We start from the raw sequence: 18692 nt of genomic DNA on the forward strand, positions 1-18692 counted from the left end.
TATTTCATATCGTCGTTGCATAATTCCGCTATAAAAAACGCTACTATCCCGTCTCCCTCAGACTATTATTCACTATTTATGCATTTTAAATGAATAAGAGCCACGCGTAAGTTATTGATAATTGGTTATGCGCTCCATTTTATGCATTTTAGTCCTTGGCTGGCACGCTATCTGCAATCTATCGTAGGACGAGTCTTTACATTCTTAACATTTAACAAACAAACAGATTACCCCTGGGGTACAGGAGAAGGACTATGCCACTGCAGGTTTCGCGTCATGATTTTGATCACTGGATGATGCCGGTTTATGCACCCGCCAGTTTTGTACCGGTCCGCGCAGAGGGCTCAACCGTCTGGGATCAGCAGGGAAAAGACTATATCGATTTCGCCGGCGGTATCGCCGTTAATGCGCTGGGCCATGCGCATCCCGCGCTTCAGCAGGCGCTTCAGGAGCAGGCTTCACGTCTGTGGCATACAGGCAATGGATATACCAATGAACCCGTTTTACGTCTGGCGAAACACCTGATCGATGCCACCTTTGCTGACCGTGTGTTCTTTTGCAACTCCGGGGCAGAGGCAAACGAAGCGGCGCTGAAGCTGGCCCGAAAAGTGGCACATGACCGGTTTGGTAACCATAAAAGCGGCATCGTCGCATTTAAAAATGCCTTTCATGGCCGCACGCTGTTTACCGTTTCTGCGGGAGGGCAGCCTGCCTATTCAAAAGATTTTGCGCCACTTCCGGCAGATATTCAGCACGCGGAATTTAACGATCTTGCGTCTGCTGCCGCACTGATTTCCGATCAGACCTGTGCCGTCATTGTCGAACCTGTTCAGGGGGAAGGCGGTGTTGTTCCGGCAGAGCCCGCGTTTCTGCGCGGCCTGCGTGAACTGTGCGATAAACATCAGGCCTTGCTGATTTTCGATGAAGTGCAGAGCGGCGTTGGCCGGACCGGCTCTCTGTACGCCTATATGCACTATGGCGTGACGCCGGATGTCCTGACCAGTGCCAAGGCGCTGGGCGGTGGGTTTCCCATTGGTGCTATGTTAACGCGTGAAGACCTGGCGCAGGTGATGGGCGTGGGCACGCATGGCACAACCTATGGCGGTAATCCCCTGGCGGGCGCGGTGGCAGGGAAAGTCATGGAACTGATTAACCGGCCTGAAGTGATGGACGGCGTGAAGATGCGCCATGACTGGATTGTGGCGGCGCTGAATGACCTCAATCAACGTCTGCATCTTTTTAAAACGGTGCGCGGGTTAGGGTTATTGATTGGGGCCGTACTGAACGACGACTTTGCGGGGAAAGCCAAACAGATCAACCTCGCCGCTGCTGAACAGGGCGTTATGGTGCTGATCGCCGGGGCTGACGTGGTGCGTTTCGCGCCGGCGCTGAATATCAGCGAACAGGAAGTAAAGACTGGTATGGCGCGCTTTGCCCAGGCCTGTGAACAGCTGTTTAAGGGCCAGGCATCATGATGGTGATTCGTCCGGTCGAGCGGGATGATCTGAGTCAGCTGATGGCACTGGCGGCAAAAACAGGCGGCGGACTGACCTCCTTGCCGGTTGACAGCGCCACGCTACAGGCCCGAATCGAACGCTCGCTGCATACCTGGCAGGGCACGCTGCCGCGTGCTGAACAGGGCTATGTGTTTGTGCTGGCTGACAGCCAGGACAATCGCGCGGTGGGGATCTGCGCCATTGAGGTGGCTGTAGGTCTACAGGAACCCTGGTACAACTTTCGGGTCGGCACACAGGTGCATGCCTCAAAAGAGCTGAACGTGTACGCCACGTTGCCGACACTGTCATTAAGCAATGACCATACAGGCAGTAGCGAACTCTGCACGCTGTTTCTGGATCCCGACTATCGTGACGGTAAAAACGGTTATCTGTTATCGAAGTCCCGTTTTCTGTTTATGGCGAACTTTCGCGACTGCTTTATGGCGCGGGTGGTTGCCGAAATGCGCGGCGTCAGCGATGAACAGGGGCATTCCCCGTTTTGGGACAGCGTGGGCATTCACTTTTTCTCGATGGAATTTCGCAAAGCCGATTTTCTGAGCGGTACCGGGCAGAAAACGTTTATTGCGGAACTCATGCCCAAGCACCCGCTTTATCTGCACTATTTAACCCCGGAAGCGCAGGCCGTCATTGGTCAGGTCCATCCTAAAACCGCGCCCGCACGTGCGGTACTGGAGGCGGAGGGTTTCCGCTACCGCCAGTATATTGACATCTTTGATGGCGGGCCGACGCTGGAATGTGACATTGATGACATCCGCGCCGTGCGGGACAGCCGGTTACTGACGGCACGAAAAGGCGAGGCCCGGCAGGATGCGCCACTTTGTCTGGTCGCCAACACCGATTATCACCGGTTTCGTGTCGCACTCATACCGGTCGATCCGAGCGCTGAACATATTCAGCTTAATGACGAACAGTTACAGGCGTTGCAGTGCCAGCCGGGTGACAGCCTGCGCGTAGTGACGCTGTGTAGTGAGGAGAAAAAGGCATGACGCACCTGATTAACGGACAGTGGCTCGCTGGCGAGTCAGATCACTTTTCCAAACAGGACCCGGTCAGCGGCGACACGCTGTGGCAGGGGTGCGCGGCTTCATCGGAGCAGGTTACAGCGGCCTGCCAGGCGGCCCGGTCGGCCTTTCCGGCGTGGGCAAGACAGCCTTTTGCCGCCCGTCAGGCCATCATTGAACGTTTCGCGGTACAGCTCGAGAACCACAAAACCGCCCTGGCCGACTGCATTGCGCAGGAAACGGGGAAACCGCGCTGGGAAGCGCTGACGGAAGTGACCGCGATGATCAACAAAATTGCGATTTCCGTTAAAGCCTATCACGCTCGCACCGGGGAGCAGCAACAGGGCGAAAATGCCCTGCGTCATCGTCCTCATGGCGTGCTGGCGGTATTCGGCCCGTATAATTTCCCGGGCCATTTACCGAATGGTCACATTGTGCCCGCCTTGCTCGCCGGTAACTGTGTGGTGTTCAAACCCAGCGAGCTGACGCCGGCCACCGCTGAGAAAACGGTACAGCTTTGGCGGGAGGCGGGCCTGCCAGATGGCGTCATGGGACTGCTGCAGGGCGGACGTGAAACCGGCCAGGCGCTGGCGGCTGAGCAGGGCATTGACGGCCTGCTGTTTACCGGTAGCGCACATACCGGTTATCAGCTTCATCGCCAGTTTTCCGGGCAGCCTGAAAAAATGCTGGCGCTGGAAATGGGCGGCAACAATGCACTGATCGTGGACGACCCCGCGGATATCGACGGGGCGGTGCATATCGCCATTCAGTCAGCCTTTATCACGGCAGGCCAGCGTTGTACCTGCGCGCGCCGCTTACTGGTCAAACGGGGCGCGGCCGGTGATGCCTTCCTGACACGGTTGGTTGAGGTGGCCGGGCGGTTGCAACCCGGCGCCTGGAACGCCGATCCGCAACCTTTTATGGGCAGCGTGATCTCCTGCGCCGCTGCCGAAAAAATTTATGCCGAATGGCAGCAGCGCGTCGCGACGGGCGGCAAGATACTGCTGGCAATGCGCTGGCCCAACCGGCAACAGGCGCTGTTAACGCCCGGCATTATTGACGTGACCGCGGTAGACAATTTGCCGGATGAAGAAGTATTTGGCCCGCTACTGGCGGTGATGCGTTACGACGATTATCCGCAGGCGATTCAACTGGCTAACCAGACGCGTTACGGCCTGGCGTGCGGGTTAATTTCACCTTCCCGCGAGCAGTTTGACCAGCTGTTGCTGGAAGCGCGTGCCGGTATTGTGAACTGGAATAAGCCGCTGACTGGCGCTGCCAGTACGGCACCGTTTGGCGGGATTGGCGCCTCGGGTAACCATCGCGCCAGCGCCTGGTATGCCGCAGACTATTGTGCCTGGCCGATGGCCTCGCTGGAATCGCCGCAGCTTACGCTTCCGGCAACACTGTCACCGGGCCTGGATTTTTCACCGCAAGGAGGTCGCCCATGAAAGCCACAGAAGCCAACTTTGATGGGCTGGTCGGACTGACGCACCATTACGCGGGGTTGTCATTCGGTAACGAAGCCTCGACGCGCCATCAACACCAGCCGTCGAATCCGCGGCTGGCGGCAAAGCAGGGCTTACTGAAAATGAAAGCGCTGGCCGACATGGGATTTGTTCAGGGCGTGATCCCGCCGCATGAGCGGCCCGGCATTGCCGTGCTGCGTCAGTTGGGTTTTAGCGGCAGCGATGCGCAGGTTCTGGAAAAAGCCCATAAAACGGCCCCCGCGTTACTGTCAGCCGCCAGCTCGGCCTCGGCGATGTGGGTGGCCAATGCGGCAACGGTATCACCCTCAGCCGACAGCGCTGACCGTCGGGTGCATTTCACCGTCGCGAATCTCAACAACAAATTTCACCGTTCCATTGAAGCCCCGCAAACGGCCGCTCTGCTGCGAGCGCTGTTTCGCGATCCGCGACATTTTGTTGTGCATGATGCGCTACCGCAGGTGGCCAGGTTCGGTGATGAAGGGGCGGCCAACCATAACCGTCTGGGCGGCGACTATGGTGACGCGGGTGTACAACTGTTTATCTATGGTCGCGACGGCCAGTCTGATACGGCCCCCCGACGCTACCCGGCCCGGCAAACCCGTGAAGCCAGTGAAGCGGTCGCCCGCCTGCATCAGCTCTCGCCTGAAAAAGTCATTTTTGCGCAGCAAAATCCGGCGGTCATCGATCAGGGCGTTTTCCATAACGATGTCATTGCCGTGAGCAATCAGCAACTGCTGTTTTGCCATCAGCAGGCTTTTGTTGATCAGCCCGGTTTACTGGCGCAACTGCGCGACCGTGTGCCGGGTTTTGTCGCCCTGGAGGTGCCAACAGCCCGGGTCTCCGTGCAGGATGCCGTCAGTACCTACCTGTTTAACAGCCAGATGCTGACGCGCCCGGATGGCAGCATGATGCTGGTGCTGCCGGAAGAGTCGCGCCAGCATCCCGGCGTCTGGGAATACCTGCGTGAACAGGTGGAAGGCGGCGGTCCGTTACAGTCCCTGCAGGTGTTTGACCTGCGGGAAAGTATGCACAACGGTGGCGGCCCCGCCTGCCTGCGGTTGCGCGTGGTATTAACCCCCGAGGAGCGCCAGGCCGTTAACCCGGCGGTGCTGATGAACGATCACGTGTTCGCCACGCTGAACCGGTGGGTCGATAAGCACTATCGCGACAGGCTGACGCAAAGCGATTTAGGCGATCCGCAATTACTGGAAGAAGGGCGGGTTGCCCTTGATGAATTGACCAGGCTGCTAGACTTAGGAAATGTGTATATATTTCAGCAGTGAAGCAGGTGGTGCCGTCAGGGTTGCCCGCTTCCGCTTTTAAGGAGAAACGATGCAGGACTTTTTGCAGCAAACGCTGTCGGGTGAAGCGCCACGTTTGCGTAGCGGTGAGACGGCGCATCTTCGCTGGCAGTGGTTATACCATGGTCTTTTGCTTATGGAGCCAAAGGCACCGGTTAACCAGGCGCTGGTACTCTCTGCGGGCGTTCACGGAAATGAAACCGCCCCGGTTGAAATCCTTAATCAGATCATCACGCCTTTACTCCGGGGCGAAAAACCACTTCAGCAGCGTATGCTGGTGGTGTTAGGTAATCCTTCGGCGCTGCGCGCGGGGAAGCGTTATGTGACCTGTGACATTAACCGACTGTTTGGTGGCCGCTGGCAGCAGATTGATGATGGCGATGAAGCGCGGCGGGTGCTGCGGCTGGAACAAACGCTGGAAAACTTCTGGCAGCGGGGGGCATGTGACGAAACCCGCTGGCACCTGGATATGCATACGGCACTGCGCGGCTCTTACCATCCCCGCTTTGGCGTACTACCGCATAATCCGCGTCCCTGGCCGGACGCGTTTTTGCACTGGCTGGGCGCAGCCGGTCTGGAGGCGCTGGTATTTCATCGTTCGCCGGGGGGCACCTTTACCCATTTCAGCTGCGAACATTTTGGCGCAGCCAGCTGCACCCTGGAGTTGGGGCAGGCGCGGCCGTTTGGCGAAAACGATCTGTCGCAGTTCAGCGCCGCGTCTCAGGCCCTGGCTGCTCTGCTGTATGGTGAAACATTGCCTGAGCCCGCCGGTCGCCCGCGCCGTTATCGGGTCTGCCAGCAGATCACGCGCTTAAGTGAGGCGTTTCAGCTGCATATGCCGGATGACACGAAAAATTTTACCGCGTTTCCGCAGGGGGCGTTGTTAGCTGAGGATGGCGAGACGCGCTACTTTGTCCAGCAGGCGCGGGAATACGTGCTCTTTCCCAATCCCCATGTCGCGCTGGGATTGCGGGCGGGTTTAATGCTGATTGAAGAGAGCGAGCAGACTCAGGCGTTACCTCTCTGAACGGTCTCACCGCGCAGTTTAAAAAAAGAGCGGAAGAGACCTTCCGCTTTACTGCTAAAGGCATTACAATTCTCCACGATTTATCCGAAATTTCCTGATTATTCATACCCTTTTGCAATTCCTGACGCCATTCTTCTTATTCCCTCCATGATCGGCTGAAATATGACTTTTGTGCTTTCACGCTTTTACGCTCACTCGCAGTAGTTGACGTTCAACGTCGTATGCTTGTTTCCGAAGACGCGACAGCGCGCTGTCGTAACGAAAGTGAACAAGTAAAAAAGGACACTGTTATGCGTAAACTGACTTCTCTGTTACTGGCTTCTACCCTGGCATTTGGTGCGGCATCTGTAGTGCATGCCGAAGCGGATAACCTGACGCCACCGCCAGCAGGCAGTGAGAAACCGATGCACAAGCCGATGCACCGGGGTGGGATGGACATGATGTTTGGCGGACTGAATCTGACGCCAGAACAAAAAACAAAAATGCATGAAATTATGAAAGCGGGCCGTGGCGAGATGCAGCGCCCGTCAATCGAAGAGCGTCGCGCTAACCATGCGATTATCGCCTCTGACAGCTTCGACAAAGCGAAGGCCGAAGCCCAGGCGGAGAAAATGACCGCCAACGCCAAAGCGAACGCGGTGGCAATGATGGAAACCCAGAACAAACTGTACAACGTACTGACGCCAGAACAGAAAAAGCAGTACAACGCGAATTTTGAAAAGCATCTGACTGAAAAACGCCCGATGCATGACAAAGTGGCTCCGGCCCCTGCACCTGCTGAATAAGCCTCGGGTTAATCACTAAAGAGGGTCTGAGACCGCCGGCCTTGTCCACGTTGCGTGGGCAGTGTCGGCGGTTTTTTTATGCACGCGCGCCAGCGGGAAAGCGGTTAAGGAAAAGGGCGGTTCTGTCGCGTCACGCGGTCAACTCAGGGTTGCGTTGCAGGTCGTCATCTGTCCGCCTTTTGTGCCGTCAGCAGGCGGTTCAGAGCGGAATGACCGGATACTGGCCGGACAACACCGGACGGCACAGGATCTTATAACCATCGTGGTCGAACCCGCCTTTACCCCGTTTCAGCCGTCTGGCTTCTTCAATCGAGTCAACTGAGCCCAGATAGAACCAGTGGTCAATGACATGAATCTGCGTCATCTGTTTCCCTTCTTCCACCAGCGCCACCGCCCCCTGCCAGGGCCAGCAGAAGACGCGGACGTTTTCCAGCGCCGCCAACAGTCGGTCCTGATGATCGCTCACGGACTCTTTGCCACAGCAGGCACCCGCACAGCGGCGTAACGCTGAGCGGAAACAGCCCCGGCTGGGGCTCAGTGCTTCCAGACCTAATAAGCCGTGGCAAAGCTGATACTCATCGGCCAGCTGTTTCAGCCGTTCCAGGGCAGCAAAGCGACTGCGGTATAAACCAAACAGGTTGGGCGACTGACTGAAATCGACATCGCGCGCATACACGACCTGTGGTTTCCCTTCGGGCGTAATTTGCAGCGAGCAGAGCTGGCGATTTTTGCGCAGGCGTTTATTGAAGAGCGGCTGCTGAGTTTTAATCATCTGCGCTTCCAGTAGCAACGCGCCGAGATCGCCCGCCGTGGGGATCCAGCTAACGCGTCGCGACTGGCGCAACATTTTGGCTTCATCAGGTGTTCGGAAATGAGACATGACGCGCGAACGCAGGTTAACGCTTTTGCCAATGTATAACGGCAGCGTGTCGCTTTCGCCATGAAAGGTATACACGCCGGGCAGGTTGGGCAAGCCTTCCAGCCATTCACGCAAATGTTCCGGGTATTCATAAATCGCTGCCGCATCAAATTCGAGGCGGTGGGTTGCTGCACGTCTTGCCAAAACGAACTCCCTATACTGGTTGTCCATACAGCATAACAGGCAGGTTAAATGATCGCCAGCCTCAGATTCATAACCGGTATGTTGCCCGCCAGCCGATCAGCGAGCCTGCGGTGATCAGGGCAACACCTTGCCAGAAGCTGGCGGGCGGTGTCAGGCCCAGCCATAAGCTGGCCAGCAAGGCGGACAGCACGGGTGTAAAACAGGAGGCGGTCGCCAGCAGGGGCAAATTTCCCTGCTGAATGCCGTCGTTCCAGGCAGAGTAGGCCACGGCGGTAGAGGCACCCACGAACAGCACTTGCGCCAGCGCGGCTGCGCTGACGTGCATCGCTTCCTGCTGTGTGCCGAACGCAAATTTAAGCCAGCGCGCCAGCGCGGTGACGATAAAAAACAGTGAAACACCGTTGCTACCGCATGCATAACGGCGTGTCACATTGTTATAAAGCGCCCAGGCCAGGGCTGCCGCCAGTGCCAGCAGTTAAGCCAGCGGGTTATGGGCCATATTTAAACCATCTGCGTGGCCACGCTGTCATGTGTGCCTTTCATGACCCAGACAATGCCGCACAGAGAGAGCAGCAGGCCGGGCCACAGCCAGTGGCGGAAACGCTGCTGATTAAACGGAATGGCCAGCACAATGGTCAGGGATGGCCAGAGGTAATTAATCATGCCCAGTTCCAGCGACTGTGTCCGATCGTGGGCAAGTCCAATCGCCAGCGCCAGACAGATTTCATATCCCACAAACAACCCGCCGCCCACCAGCAGATAGCAACGGGGCAGGGCACGCGGATCGGGCAGGCCTCTTGTCAGGCACAACAGCAGGGCGGTGATGGAATAGATCAGGGCGGCACCGCCGGTGGGGCCAAAAGCCTCACTGACGCTACGCAGCAGACCCAGGGTCGTACTCCAGAGTAAAATTGCGCTCAGCCCGGTCAGGGTGGCGTTCGTGTAACGTTACGGACATGGGGTTTCAGCAGTTAAGGCAACCCTTGCCGGGCGGCAAGGGTCGGCGGCGTTATTTCCAGAAATCGTCGAAAACAGTGATAGGCGGTCGACGTTTGTGCTCGGTTTTCAGATACCAGCCTTCAATGATTTTCGCGCTGTCCGGATCGATCGTTTTCCCTTCAAGGTAGTCATCGATCATGTCGTAGGTGACGCCCAGTGCGACTTCATCCTGCAGACCGGGGCGATCGTCTTCTAAATCGGCGGTCGGTTTTTTCAGATACAGATGTTCCGGGCAACCCAGCGTTTTCAGCAGCAGTTTGCCCTGGCGCTTATTGAGGCGGAAGATAGGGTTAATATCGCTGCCGCCATCGCCGTACTTGGTAAAGAAGCCCGTGACGGCTTCTGCGCCATGGTCGGTGCCCACCACCACGCCTTTGGTCATACCGGCAATGCTGTACTGCGCTTTCATACGCTCACGGGCTTTCTCATTGCCGCGGACGAAATCCGACAGCACAATGCCGGCGTCTTTCAGCGCGCGCTCACTGGCCAGCACCGCTTCTTTAATATTGACCACCAGCGAGCGGTCTGGCTGGATGAAGGCCAGCGCATCCTGGCAGTCCTGCTCATCAGCCTGCACGCCGTAAGGCAGACGCACCGCGATAAAGGTGTAGTCGTTATCGCCTGTTTCCTGGCGAAGCTCCGTGATCGCCATCTGGGCCAGCTTGCCCGTCAGGGTAGAATCTTGTCCGCCGCTGATACCGAGTATTAACGCCTTCAGGCCGCTGTGGCGCGTTAAATACGCTTTGAGGAAATCCACGCTGGTACGAATTTCCTGCTGCGGATCGATAGTGGGTTTCACACCCAGTGCGGTAATGATTTCCTGCTGCAGTGACATCAACATCTCCTTAAGTCTTTAGCCAGCCGGCACAATACAAAGCCTGTCTTAAAGCTAACGCGCATCCCCGAAAACAACAAGCCAAAGCGGGTGATGTTTTCTTTTTGCTGGTCTGAATCCGACAATTTTTACCTCAGCGGAGGTTTTTTTGCCAAAACGATAAAGGTCAGTATAGCCAGCATGAAGCAACCAAATATCGTCAACGTCATACTGATTACTGATGTGCCGCCCATCCCGGTTACCGGCACGGCGAGTGCGCCCAGAGTGAACATCGTCACGCCAATGACAGCCGATGCGCTACCGGCACGTTGCCCCTGACTTTGCATCGCCAGTGAGGCGGCGGTGGTGGCAATGACACCATTGCTGGCAATCGAAAAGAACAGCGCAACCAGCAGCAGCGGGAGCGGGGCGTGCGTTAACCCGGCGGCCAGCAGCGCGCTGGAGGCCACGAATGCCAGCATCAGGCCGCCTTTCATGACGCGATATTCACCCCACAGCGGGCAGAGGCGGGCGCTGGTCTGTGAGGCAATCACTAAACCGATACCGTTGGCGGCAAAGCAAAAGCTGAACGCCTGGGGTGACAGACCGTAGATTTCCTGCAGCACGAACGGCGATGCACCGATATAGGCGAACATGCCCGACATCATAAACCCTTGCGTCAGGCAGAAACCCATAAAGGCACGGTGGGTGATGACCTGCCCCAGCGCAGCATAAGCAGCAAAAACCGAGCCCTGACTCCGCCGATCAACGGGCAGACTTTCATGCAGTTTCCCGCGCGCCAGCAGGATGAGCAAAATGGCGATGCCGCTCAGCACAACAAAAATACCGCGCCAGTCCAGCACGGTCATCAGGGCTCCGCCCAGTACGGGGGCGCCAATAGGGGCAAGGCCGTTAACCAGCATCAGCAGCGCAAAAAAGCGCGTCAGTTCATGGCCATTGTACATATCGCGCGCTACTGCCCGTGACAGCACCGCACCGCCCGCTCCCGCTAATCCCTGAAACAGACGAGCCAGTAACAGTTGATCGATAGTCTGGGCAAGGGCGCAGCCCAGCGACGCGATAAACAACAACGTCAGTGACAGGGTCAGAGGGCGCAGACGACCAAATTTGTCGCTCATGGGACCAAACAGAAGCTGACCGGCGCCCAGTCCCAGCAGGCCAGCGGTAAGGCTGAGCTGTGCCGTAGACGTTGGCGTAGCCAGGTCACTGGCTAACTGCGGCAGGGCGGGCAGATACAGATCGATGCACAACGGTCCCAGCGCAGCCAGTAATCCCAGGGTGATGGCGTAAACCAGCCGGTTGGGTGAGGAAAGCGTCATTTGGCCTCTGATGATAATGTTTAAGTGACGTTGTCACAAAAGTGCATTCAGCGCGTCTTTTGTGCCTGTAAAAACGGCACTGGCCAACACGCAATGGTGCAGTGAGCCAGCATGCCTGGTCTGTTCCGGCGCATTTTAACAAATCCCGCGAGACAGATTGAGTTTAAGTCTGTCATTAACTTGATAAAAACCGTTTTATGTTCCAGGCTTTTCACCACATGGACAAAAAATGAGGAACAACAAGATGAATAAAGTGATGGGATGTATCGCTGCAGCGCTGACGCTGGCTGCGCTCTCTGGTTGTACGACTTACGATCGTGCGGAAAGCTACGTGACTAAGCCAGTGGTTAAGGACGTCAAAAAAGGCATGACCCGCCAGCAGGTCCGTCAGATTGCTGGCCCTGCTTCAACTGAAATCACCATGGTGCATGCGCGCGGTACCTGTCAGACCTATGTGATTGGCGAGCGTGACGGTAAAGCACAGACTTACTTCGTGAGCTATAACGATATGGGTCGCGTGATGAACTACGGCTTCCAGAGCTGTGCTGAATACGATACCGATCCGCAGGTTAAGCAGTAAATTTTTGCTGACCTGAAAAAACGGCTCGCTTATGGCGAGCCGTTTTTTTATCTCTACAGTCCAGCCGGACGCGGCACTTCAACGTAGCTGCCGTTAATCTCCCGCTGATAGTAATGCCCGTCCTGCACGTAGAACCGTCGGCCATTAAAATCCAGCACCCGCATACCGCCGACGCTGCTGACATAGGTCGGAGCAGGCGGCTCAACAACCACGTACTCATCACCGTGTCGCTGATAATAACTGCCATTCAGCAAATAGTAGGTTAATCCCCCAATCAGAACCGCCGTTGCCGCCAGTGGCAGAACGTGGAAATGGTCAGGACCATGCCAGCGTGGCGCAGGACCATGCCAGCCTGGGCCGGGCCGGTACCAGTGAGGGCCGGGCCCCCAGTCGCCGGGACGCGCAAACACTGCGCTGGGCGTAATCATCGCTAACGCGAGGAATGAAGCGATAACCGTTTTCATGTGCATTCTCCTGCTGTGACTCGCTGCAGAATTCTCCTTTTAGCGTCCAAAAACAAGCAGAAAGCGCACGTATTATTGCCCCTTTACCACGCTTAACGTTTCCTTAACGTGAATGTAAAGAGAGAGGGGAAATAAGGAGAAACAGGCAGGGAAAAGGGAGAAGACCTGGCACCGGGTGCCAGGTCAGCTGTGATTAGCTGTGCTCTAATTCACGGTGTTCGTCTTGCTCAAGAACGCGTCGGTCTGTCAGGCCCAGCCAGCGACTGGTCAGGGAACCTGCGGTCATTGCACCATTCACGTTCAACGCGGTTCTGCCCATATCGATCAACGGCTCGATCGAAATCAGCAGTGCGACCAGCGTGACGGGCAGGCCCATCGCGGGCAGCACGATTAACGCCGCGAAAGTCGCGCCACCGCCGACACCGGCAACGCCCGCTGAGCTCAACGTCACAATGCCCACCAGAGTGGCAATCCACAGCGGATCAAACGGGTTAATGCCCACTGTCGGCGCTACCATCACGGCCAGCATGGTCGGATAAAGACCGGCACAACCGTTCTGCCCGATCGTAGCGCCAAACGACGCCGAGAAACTGGCAATGGATTCCGGCACGCCCAGACGACGGGTTTGCGCTTCCACGTTCAGCGGAATGCTGGCGGCACTGGAGCGGCTGGTGAAGGCAAAGGTCAGCACGGGCCAGACTTTGCGGAAAAAGCGCATAGGGTTGATGCCATTTACGGACAGCAGCAGACCGTGTACCACAAACATAATGCCCAGGCCCAGATAGGATGCGACCACGAAGCTACCCAGCTTAATGATGTCCTGCAGGTTCGATCCGGCAACCACTTTAGTCATCAGCGCCAGCACGCCGTAAGGCGTCAGTTTCATGATCAGGCGCACCAGCTTCATCACCCATGACTGCAGCGTATCGATCGCCGTCAGGACACGCTGCCCTTTCACTTCGTCATCTTTAAGCAGGTGCAGGGCCGCCACGCCTAAAAAGGCTGCGAAGATGACGACACTGATAATCGAGGTGGGGCTGGCACCGGTTAAATCGGCAAAGGGGTTTTTCGGGATAAAGGACAGGATAAGCTGCGGCGCCGTCAGATCGGCCACTTTGCCTACATAGTTATTCTGGATGGCGCTCAGACGCGCCGTTTCCTGGGCACCCTGTACCAGGCCGGTTGCATTAAGATGGAACAGCCCGGTCACGAAAACCCCGACCAGCGCCGCAATCGCGGTCGTAAACAGCAGCACCCCAATGGTCAGGAAACTGATTTTGCCCAGCGAAGAGGCGTTATGCAGGCGCGCCACCGCGCTCAGAATTGAGACAAAGACCAGCGGCATCACGATCATCTGCAACAGCTGGACATAGCCGTTACCGACCACGTTAAACCAGCCAATTGACGCTTTGACCGTATCGCTGTTACTGCCGTAAATAAACTGCAGCGCCAGGCCAAACGCGACGCCAAACACTAACCCGACCAGCACTTTTTTTGACAGACTCCAGTTGGCGCGGCTCAGGCGTGACAGCAGAAGCAGCAGCACCACAAAGGCAATGATATTAAGCGTTAAAGGGATATCCATAGAAACTCCGAATCATGCAGCATTCCCCTGGTAAGGAAAGCAAAAGTAGTTATTGTTCATACAGGTGTCCGGAAATGGTATCAGGTGAATTTAGTGCGATCTTATATCCAAATGGAATAGCTTATAACGTTGCCTGAGCGGCCAGTGGCTCAGGAGCCGGAATGCCCGGACAGGAGGCGGCTGACGCCGTTTTGCAAGGTATCAAATACCTGAGTGGGCCAGCCATTTTCGCCAAACGCAGGCATCCCTGGCGGGAACCACAGCGCGTAAGCCATCAGGCACAGGCACAGAGCGCGCTCCAGTTGATTGCCTTTTTGGCTGTTCAGAATGGGCAGACGAAAACGCCAGCGACAGGGCCAGAGCAGAGGAACGCCGGCCGGAGTGAGCATATCGGCCACAATGTGGCTCAGGTAACCCAGCGTCATGCCCTGCAGAACATCGGCGGGCACCGGCCAGCTTTTCGGCACGTTAATCTGAAACAGCCACAGGCCAGCCGCGACGGCAAGCAGACTGTGGGTGAACCCGCGATGACCAAATGCCCGGGCAATGGGATGCGACAACCAGCGCAGGCGCTGGCCCAGCAATGACTTAGGATGATCGATGTCAGGCAGCAGGCAGGTCAGCAGGCTGGCGGGAATTAAATGCCACCAGTCCGCCTGAGCCATCACCGGGGTGAGCTCGGCCCGTTTCGCAAAAATGGCGCTGGCAACAGCAAAAAAGATATGGCCTTCGGCCGTCATGATAAACCTGGCTGCAAAAGAAACTGTCAATGCATCCAGTATAGGGATTTATCCAGTAAATGAGAACCTGTGACGCTGTAACGAAGCGTTAATTTTTTAAGGGGATGCAACAGGTTACAGCGCCTTTGCGGTTAAGCCTGCAAATGCTCCCGCGTTAACTGCGTCAGGCTGCTCAGCTTCACGTCGGCAAGCGCCCAGCGGGCATCATCCTGATGGCTGGCTGCCGGAATCACAATTGATCGCATTCGTGCGGCTTTGCTTGCTACCATGCCGTTCACCGAATCTTCCAGCGCGACGCAGTGAAGCGGATCAATGCCCAGCGCCTCGGCGGCGTTGAGGTAGACCTGCGGATGCGGCTTGCTGTAGGGCAGATGTTCGGCGGAAGACAGCACATCAAAATAGTGCTTCAGGTTAAACATCGCCAGTACCTGTTCCAGCATGAAGCGGGGCGATGCGGAAACCAGGCCGGTCTTCAGGCCGTGCTGTTTGCACAATGAGAGGGCGGACTCAACGCCGGGCAGAAGCGGGCGGTTTATCGCAATCAGTTCCATTGCACGGGTGATGATACGCTGTGTGACCGCTTCCTGACTCGGTCCCGACCAGGGCAACGTTTCGTACCACATGCGCACCGTCTGATCGATACGTAATCCGAGCGTATCAGGTAATTCGTGGCGTCGGGTCAAATCGATATTCAGGGTTGAGAAGATGTCCATTTCAGCCTGATCCCAGAGAGGTTCAGAATCAATCAACAATCCATCCATATCAAATAAAGCTGCAAAAACAGGGCGGTGGTAAGACATGTGTCGCTCCTTAAAAAGTTCAGGCTACCTTAGCATGAACACAGGGTTGGTGCGCAGATGAGGCGAAACGGGCGCAGACCGCTCTTTTTTTTGGGAAAATTCTGCAAGGGCAGGTAGACTGAAGCAAATGGGATTTTGGGTTCAGGAGATATCATGACCTATCAACAGGCTGGCCGCATTGCCATCCTTAAGCGTGTCGCTGGCTGGGTGATTTTTTTACTCGCGTTGCTGTCTACCATCATTTCACTGCTGAGCTTTTTGTTTAAGCACAGTGAAAAGAAACCCGGTATTGATGCCGTGATGCTGGATTTCATTCATGTCATGGTGGATATGATTCGCTTTAATACGCCGTTTCTGAATGTGTTCTGGCAAAACTCACCGGTGCCCGAGTTCAATGGACAGATGAATCTGGGCTTCTGGTTTATCTATATTTTGATTTTTGTCGGGCTGGCGCTGGAAGCGTCCGGTGCGCGCATGGGACGTCAGGTGCGCCATGTGCGGGAAGGGATTGAAGATCAGATGATTCTTGAGCAGGCAAAAGGCAGCGATGGCCGGACCCGGCAGCAGCTGGAAGAAAAGGTACGGGTCCCGCGCCACACCATTTTTCTGCAGATTTTCCCGCTCTACATCCTGCCGCTGGTGATTGCCATCGCCGGTTACTTTCTGCTTTCTCTGCTTGGTTTTCTCTAAACGATCAGGCCGGTTTCACCTGACCGGCTGCCCGTGCATCGTCATCCAGCAACTGGCCCACGGCAAACTGCGCCGCGCCCAGCCAGTTGCCGCCAAACACGTTGGCCCGGTTCAGGAGATAGTAAAGCTGATAAACCGGCTGACGCTGCGAAAAGCCATCGGGTAATGGCCAGCTCTGGTGATAACCGTCAAAGATCGCCTTCGGCAGATCGGTAAACCAGCTCAGCATCGCCAGGTCGCATTCCCGGTCGCCCCAGTAACAGGCAGGATCGAAAATCCAGGGGCCAGTCTCGCTGCCCGCACAGTTAGCTGGCCACAGATCGCCGTGGAGCAGGGAAGGTTGAGGGTGATGGGACGCCAGGGTCCGTTGCACACAATCAATAATCCGTTCGGCATCGCCGTACAGAATGCCTTTCTCAGCGGCAATCTGCAGTTGCCAGCCGATTCGTTGCTCCGCAAAGAAAACTGACCAGCGCCGCAACCAGCTGTTGGGCTGTGGTGTAGAGGTCAGATTATTATCGAAATCAAGCCCGAACTGAGGTTGCTCGCTCCACTGATGCAGACGCGCCAACTGCTGGCCTAACTGGTAGGCGCTCTGCGGATCCAGGGGCTGAGGTTTGATATATTCCAGCAGCAGGAAACTGTAGTCACGATCGCTGCCAACGCCATAAACGTCCGGAACGCGGACCGTCTGGGTACGGCGCAGCAGGGCGAGTTGATCGGCTTCCCAGCTAAACAGGGACACTTTATCGCGGCTGTTGCACTTCACAAACACATCCTGCTCACCATAGCGGATGAGCCAGGCGGGATGCACATCCCCCCCGGGGAGTTCGTGACGTTGGGTAATTTCGGCGTTGCCAAATTGCTCGTTTAACAGACGACTAATGGCTGACCACATCGGGTTATCCTCTTTATTCGCTGCCTGAGTTCAATTGTAACGCGGACGCACGCGATAAAAATCTGCGCGTGTGCACAGACTAGTCTGCGGCACCTGTTGCTTGGCGCAGAAAGTCGTCAAGCGTGGTCAACGTCACGTCGGGTTTCTGGCCCAGCGCGCTTTCGCCCGCGGCAAGAGCCTGCTGTTTTAGCGCGGCCTCATCCAGTGTGGTGACAATGCCAAAACTGTTGGTGCCAAGCTCATGGGCGGTGCCACTGTCATCCATTAACGTGGTAGAGAAGCCCCCTGATGTCAGAGCACCGGTCAGGTTCAGAACGTCACTGAGTCCGGCTTCCTGATAATGAAAGGTCACGACATAGCGATGTAGATCTCCACTGCTCATTTTGCACCTCGAAAGGGTTAAATATCACACAGCGTAGTACAGGGTGAAAAAACAGGCGAATAATGAAGGGGATGAGCCAACAATTCGGACTAAACTGTTTACCGTTTGTGCGGATGCTGGCGACCCGAACGTATGTAAATCTTGTAAACGAACAGATGTTATTTGGCAAAAACAACTCTATAATGCGCGCCGAACTCAGGTTAACGTCCAGCAAATACGGGACGTTACGCTAATGCATGATGTTCTGAGCGAATTCATATCTCTTTACAAAAGTTACGGTAAAGGGGATTGATCGCACCGGGAAACCCTTCAGAATCTTCGTTTTCAAAACTGTTGCACGGATCACACTTAATGAACGCCTTTAACAAGCTGTCTGCTGTTCTATTGCTTTCTGCCGGAGCGTTTTGTCACCAGGCGCTGGCCGATAACGCGGTCTTCACCGCGATGGATGACCCTTCAACGGCGAAAAAGCCTTTTGAAGGATCGGCCTCTGCAGGTTACCTGGCGCAAACCGGTAACACCACCAGCTCATCGTTGACCGCACAGACCAACATGACATGGTATACAGAATCAATGGCCTACAGCTTGTGGGGCAATGCCGCGAATACCTCTGCAAACGATGAGCGCTCGTCCGAAACCTATAACGTAGGTGCGCGTTCGCGTTACAACATGAGCGCCTATGACTACCTGTTTGGTCAGGCAAGCTGGTTAAGTGACCGTTACAATGGTTATGACGGACGCGATGTCCTGACCGCCGGTTATGGTCGTCAGATCCTGAATGGCCCGGTGCATTCACTGCGTGCGGAATTCGGTCCTGGTGTCCGTTACGACGATTACCGCGAAGGTGGCCATAAAACGCAGGCGCTGGCTTACGGTGCGGTGAGCTACCAGTGGCAGCTGACAGATACCACCAAATTCATTCAGGGTGTTTCCGTGCTGAGCTCACTGGGTGACGATACGACAGTGAACTCTGAAACGGGCTTACAGGTAGCGATTAACGACCATTTCGCCCTGAAACTGGCGTATAACGTCACCTGGAACAACAATCCACCTGAGTCTGCGCCCGACCATACGGATACCAAAACCACGGTCATGCTGACGTACGCGATGTAATCCGCGTTAACTCTGTCTGACGGAGAAGCGGTCTGGCCTGGGGCCTGGCCGCTTTTTTTTGATCTGTCTGAGAGTTAGCGGAAAGGCATGGGTTTTGCTCACG

Annotated in this window: 18 protein-coding genes and 1 pseudogene; 9 read left to right on the forward strand and 10 right to left on the reverse strand. The window is 56.0% G+C overall.

What is annotated here, in order from left to right; all coding sequences use genetic code 11:
• The first annotated feature begins 254 nt into the window (after positions 1-254).
• The 6 genes from C7434_RS04470 to spy all read left to right on the forward strand — a co-directional run bounded on the left by C7434_RS04470 (position 255) and on the right by spy (position 7121).
• Positions 255-1475 carry an aspartate aminotransferase family protein gene (locus C7434_RS04470; protein ID WP_033741102.1) on the forward strand — a complete coding sequence of 407 codons (1221 nt, stop codon included), beginning with the start codon at positions 255-257 and terminating at the stop codon, positions 1473-1475.
• Complete coding sequence (astA, locus tag C7434_RS04475; protein ID WP_033741105.1) at positions 1472-2503, forward strand: arginine N-succinyltransferase; 1032 nt, start codon at positions 1472-1474, stop codon at positions 2501-2503. Before C7434_RS04470 ends, astA begins: the two co-directional genes overlap by 4 nt.
• Positions 2500-3969, forward strand: coding sequence for a succinylglutamate-semialdehyde dehydrogenase (gene astD / locus C7434_RS04480; protein WP_033741108.1), 1470 nt, complete (start codon positions 2500-2502; stop codon positions 3967-3969). Before astA ends, astD begins: the two co-directional genes overlap by 4 nt.
• On the forward strand, positions 3966-5291 hold the full coding sequence (gene astB / locus C7434_RS04485) for an N-succinylarginine dihydrolase (RefSeq protein WP_033741110.1): 1326 nt from the start codon (positions 3966-3968) through the stop codon (positions 5289-5291). The genes astD and astB overlap by 4 nt, the downstream gene beginning before the upstream one ends.
• Before the next feature lie 49 nt (positions 5292-5340).
• The gene (gene astE, locus C7434_RS04490) at positions 5341-6336 is read left to right on the forward strand and encodes a succinylglutamate desuccinylase (protein WP_133745192.1); all 996 of its coding nucleotides are present in this window, start codon (positions 5341-5343) and stop codon (positions 6334-6336) included.
• A gap of 290 nt (positions 6337-6626) precedes the next feature.
• The gene (gene spy, locus C7434_RS04495) at positions 6627-7121 is read left to right on the forward strand and encodes an ATP-independent periplasmic protein-refolding chaperone Spy (RefSeq protein ID WP_054633909.1); all 495 of its coding nucleotides are present in this window, start codon (positions 6627-6629) and stop codon (positions 7119-7121) included.
• Between the two features lie 199 nt (positions 7122-7320).
• Here the strand turns inward: spy and cho are convergent, their stop codons facing one another.
• The 4 genes and pseudogenes from cho to C7434_RS04515 all read right to left on the reverse strand — a co-directional run bounded on the left by cho (position 7321) and on the right by C7434_RS04515 (position 11337).
• Positions 7321-8184 (reverse strand): excinuclease Cho, encoded by an 864-nt coding sequence (gene cho / locus C7434_RS04500; RefSeq protein ID WP_033741457.1) that lies wholly within the window; start codon positions 8182-8184, stop codon positions 7321-7323.
• 67 nt (positions 8185-8251) lie between these two features.
• A pseudogene (gene yddG, locus C7434_RS04505) lies at positions 8252-9114 on the reverse strand (aromatic amino acid DMT transporter YddG).
• A 79-nt stretch (positions 9115-9193) separates the two neighbouring features.
• The gene (gene nadE / locus C7434_RS04510) at positions 9194-10018 is read right to left on the reverse strand and encodes an ammonia-dependent NAD(+) synthetase (RefSeq protein WP_033741113.1); all 825 of its coding nucleotides are present in this window, start codon (positions 10016-10018) and stop codon (positions 9194-9196) included.
• 128 nt (positions 10019-10146) lie between these two features.
• Positions 10147-11337: a multidrug effflux MFS transporter gene (locus C7434_RS04515; RefSeq protein ID WP_033741115.1), complete on the reverse strand. Its 1191-nt coding sequence runs from the start codon at positions 11335-11337 to the stop codon at positions 10147-10149.
• Between the two features lie 244 nt (positions 11338-11581).
• Here C7434_RS04515 and osmE point away from each other — a divergent pair, with 244 nt between their 5' ends.
• Complete coding sequence (gene osmE / locus C7434_RS04520; protein ID WP_006118944.1) at positions 11582-11917, forward strand: osmotically-inducible lipoprotein OsmE; 336 nt, start codon at positions 11582-11584, stop codon at positions 11915-11917.
• A 53-nt stretch (positions 11918-11970) separates the two neighbouring features.
• Here osmE and C7434_RS04525 read toward each other — a convergent pair whose 3' ends face one another.
• From C7434_RS04525 to hxpB, 4 genes are all read right to left on the reverse strand, one after another.
• Positions 11971-12381 (reverse strand): DUF6515 family protein, encoded by a 411-nt coding sequence (locus tag C7434_RS04525; RefSeq protein ID WP_006118945.1) that lies wholly within the window; start codon positions 12379-12381, stop codon positions 11971-11973.
• A gap of 193 nt (positions 12382-12574) precedes the next feature.
• Complete coding sequence (locus tag C7434_RS04530; protein WP_006118946.1) at positions 12575-13966, reverse strand: L-cystine transporter; 1392 nt, start codon at positions 13964-13966, stop codon at positions 12575-12577.
• 149 nt (positions 13967-14115) lie between these two features.
• On the reverse strand, positions 14116-14706 hold the full coding sequence (locus C7434_RS04535) for a metal-dependent hydrolase (RefSeq protein WP_033741117.1): 591 nt from the start codon (positions 14704-14706) through the stop codon (positions 14116-14118).
• Positions 14707-14837: 131 nt separating this feature from the next.
• Entirely contained in the window at positions 14838-15506 is a 669-nt protein-coding gene (hxpB, locus tag C7434_RS04540; protein ID WP_033741119.1) for a hexitol phosphatase HxpB, read from the reverse strand.
• Positions 15507-15659: 153 nt separating this feature from the next.
• Between hxpB and C7434_RS04545 the strand changes: the two genes are divergently transcribed.
• Positions 15660-16196 carry a YniB family protein gene (locus C7434_RS04545; protein ID WP_006118949.1) on the forward strand — a complete coding sequence of 179 codons (537 nt, stop codon included), beginning with the start codon at positions 15660-15662 and terminating at the stop codon, positions 16194-16196.
• A 4-nt stretch (positions 16197-16200) separates the two neighbouring features.
• Here C7434_RS04545 and C7434_RS04550 read toward each other — a convergent pair whose 3' ends face one another.
• Together C7434_RS04550 and ghoS are read right to left on the reverse strand one after the other, a co-directional pair.
• Complete coding sequence (locus C7434_RS04550; protein ID WP_033741121.1) at positions 16201-17094, reverse strand: fructosamine kinase family protein; 894 nt, start codon at positions 17092-17094, stop codon at positions 16201-16203.
• A gap of 79 nt (positions 17095-17173) precedes the next feature.
• Entirely contained in the window at positions 17174-17476 is a 303-nt protein-coding gene (ghoS, locus tag C7434_RS04555) for a type V toxin-antitoxin system endoribonuclease antitoxin GhoS (RefSeq protein WP_006118951.1), read from the reverse strand.
• A 351-nt stretch (positions 17477-17827) separates the two neighbouring features.
• Between ghoS and C7434_RS04560 the strand changes: the two genes are divergently transcribed.
• Positions 17828-18589 carry a DUF481 domain-containing protein gene (locus C7434_RS04560; RefSeq protein ID WP_006118952.1) on the forward strand — a complete coding sequence of 254 codons (762 nt, stop codon included), beginning with the start codon at positions 17828-17830 and terminating at the stop codon, positions 18587-18589.
• Positions 18590-18692: the final 103 nt, after the last annotated feature.

The organism is Pantoea sp. PNA 14-12 (assembly GCF_004364735.1).
In the GTDB taxonomy this organism is placed as follows: domain Bacteria; phylum Pseudomonadota; class Gammaproteobacteria; order Enterobacterales; family Enterobacteriaceae; genus Pantoea; species Pantoea stewartii.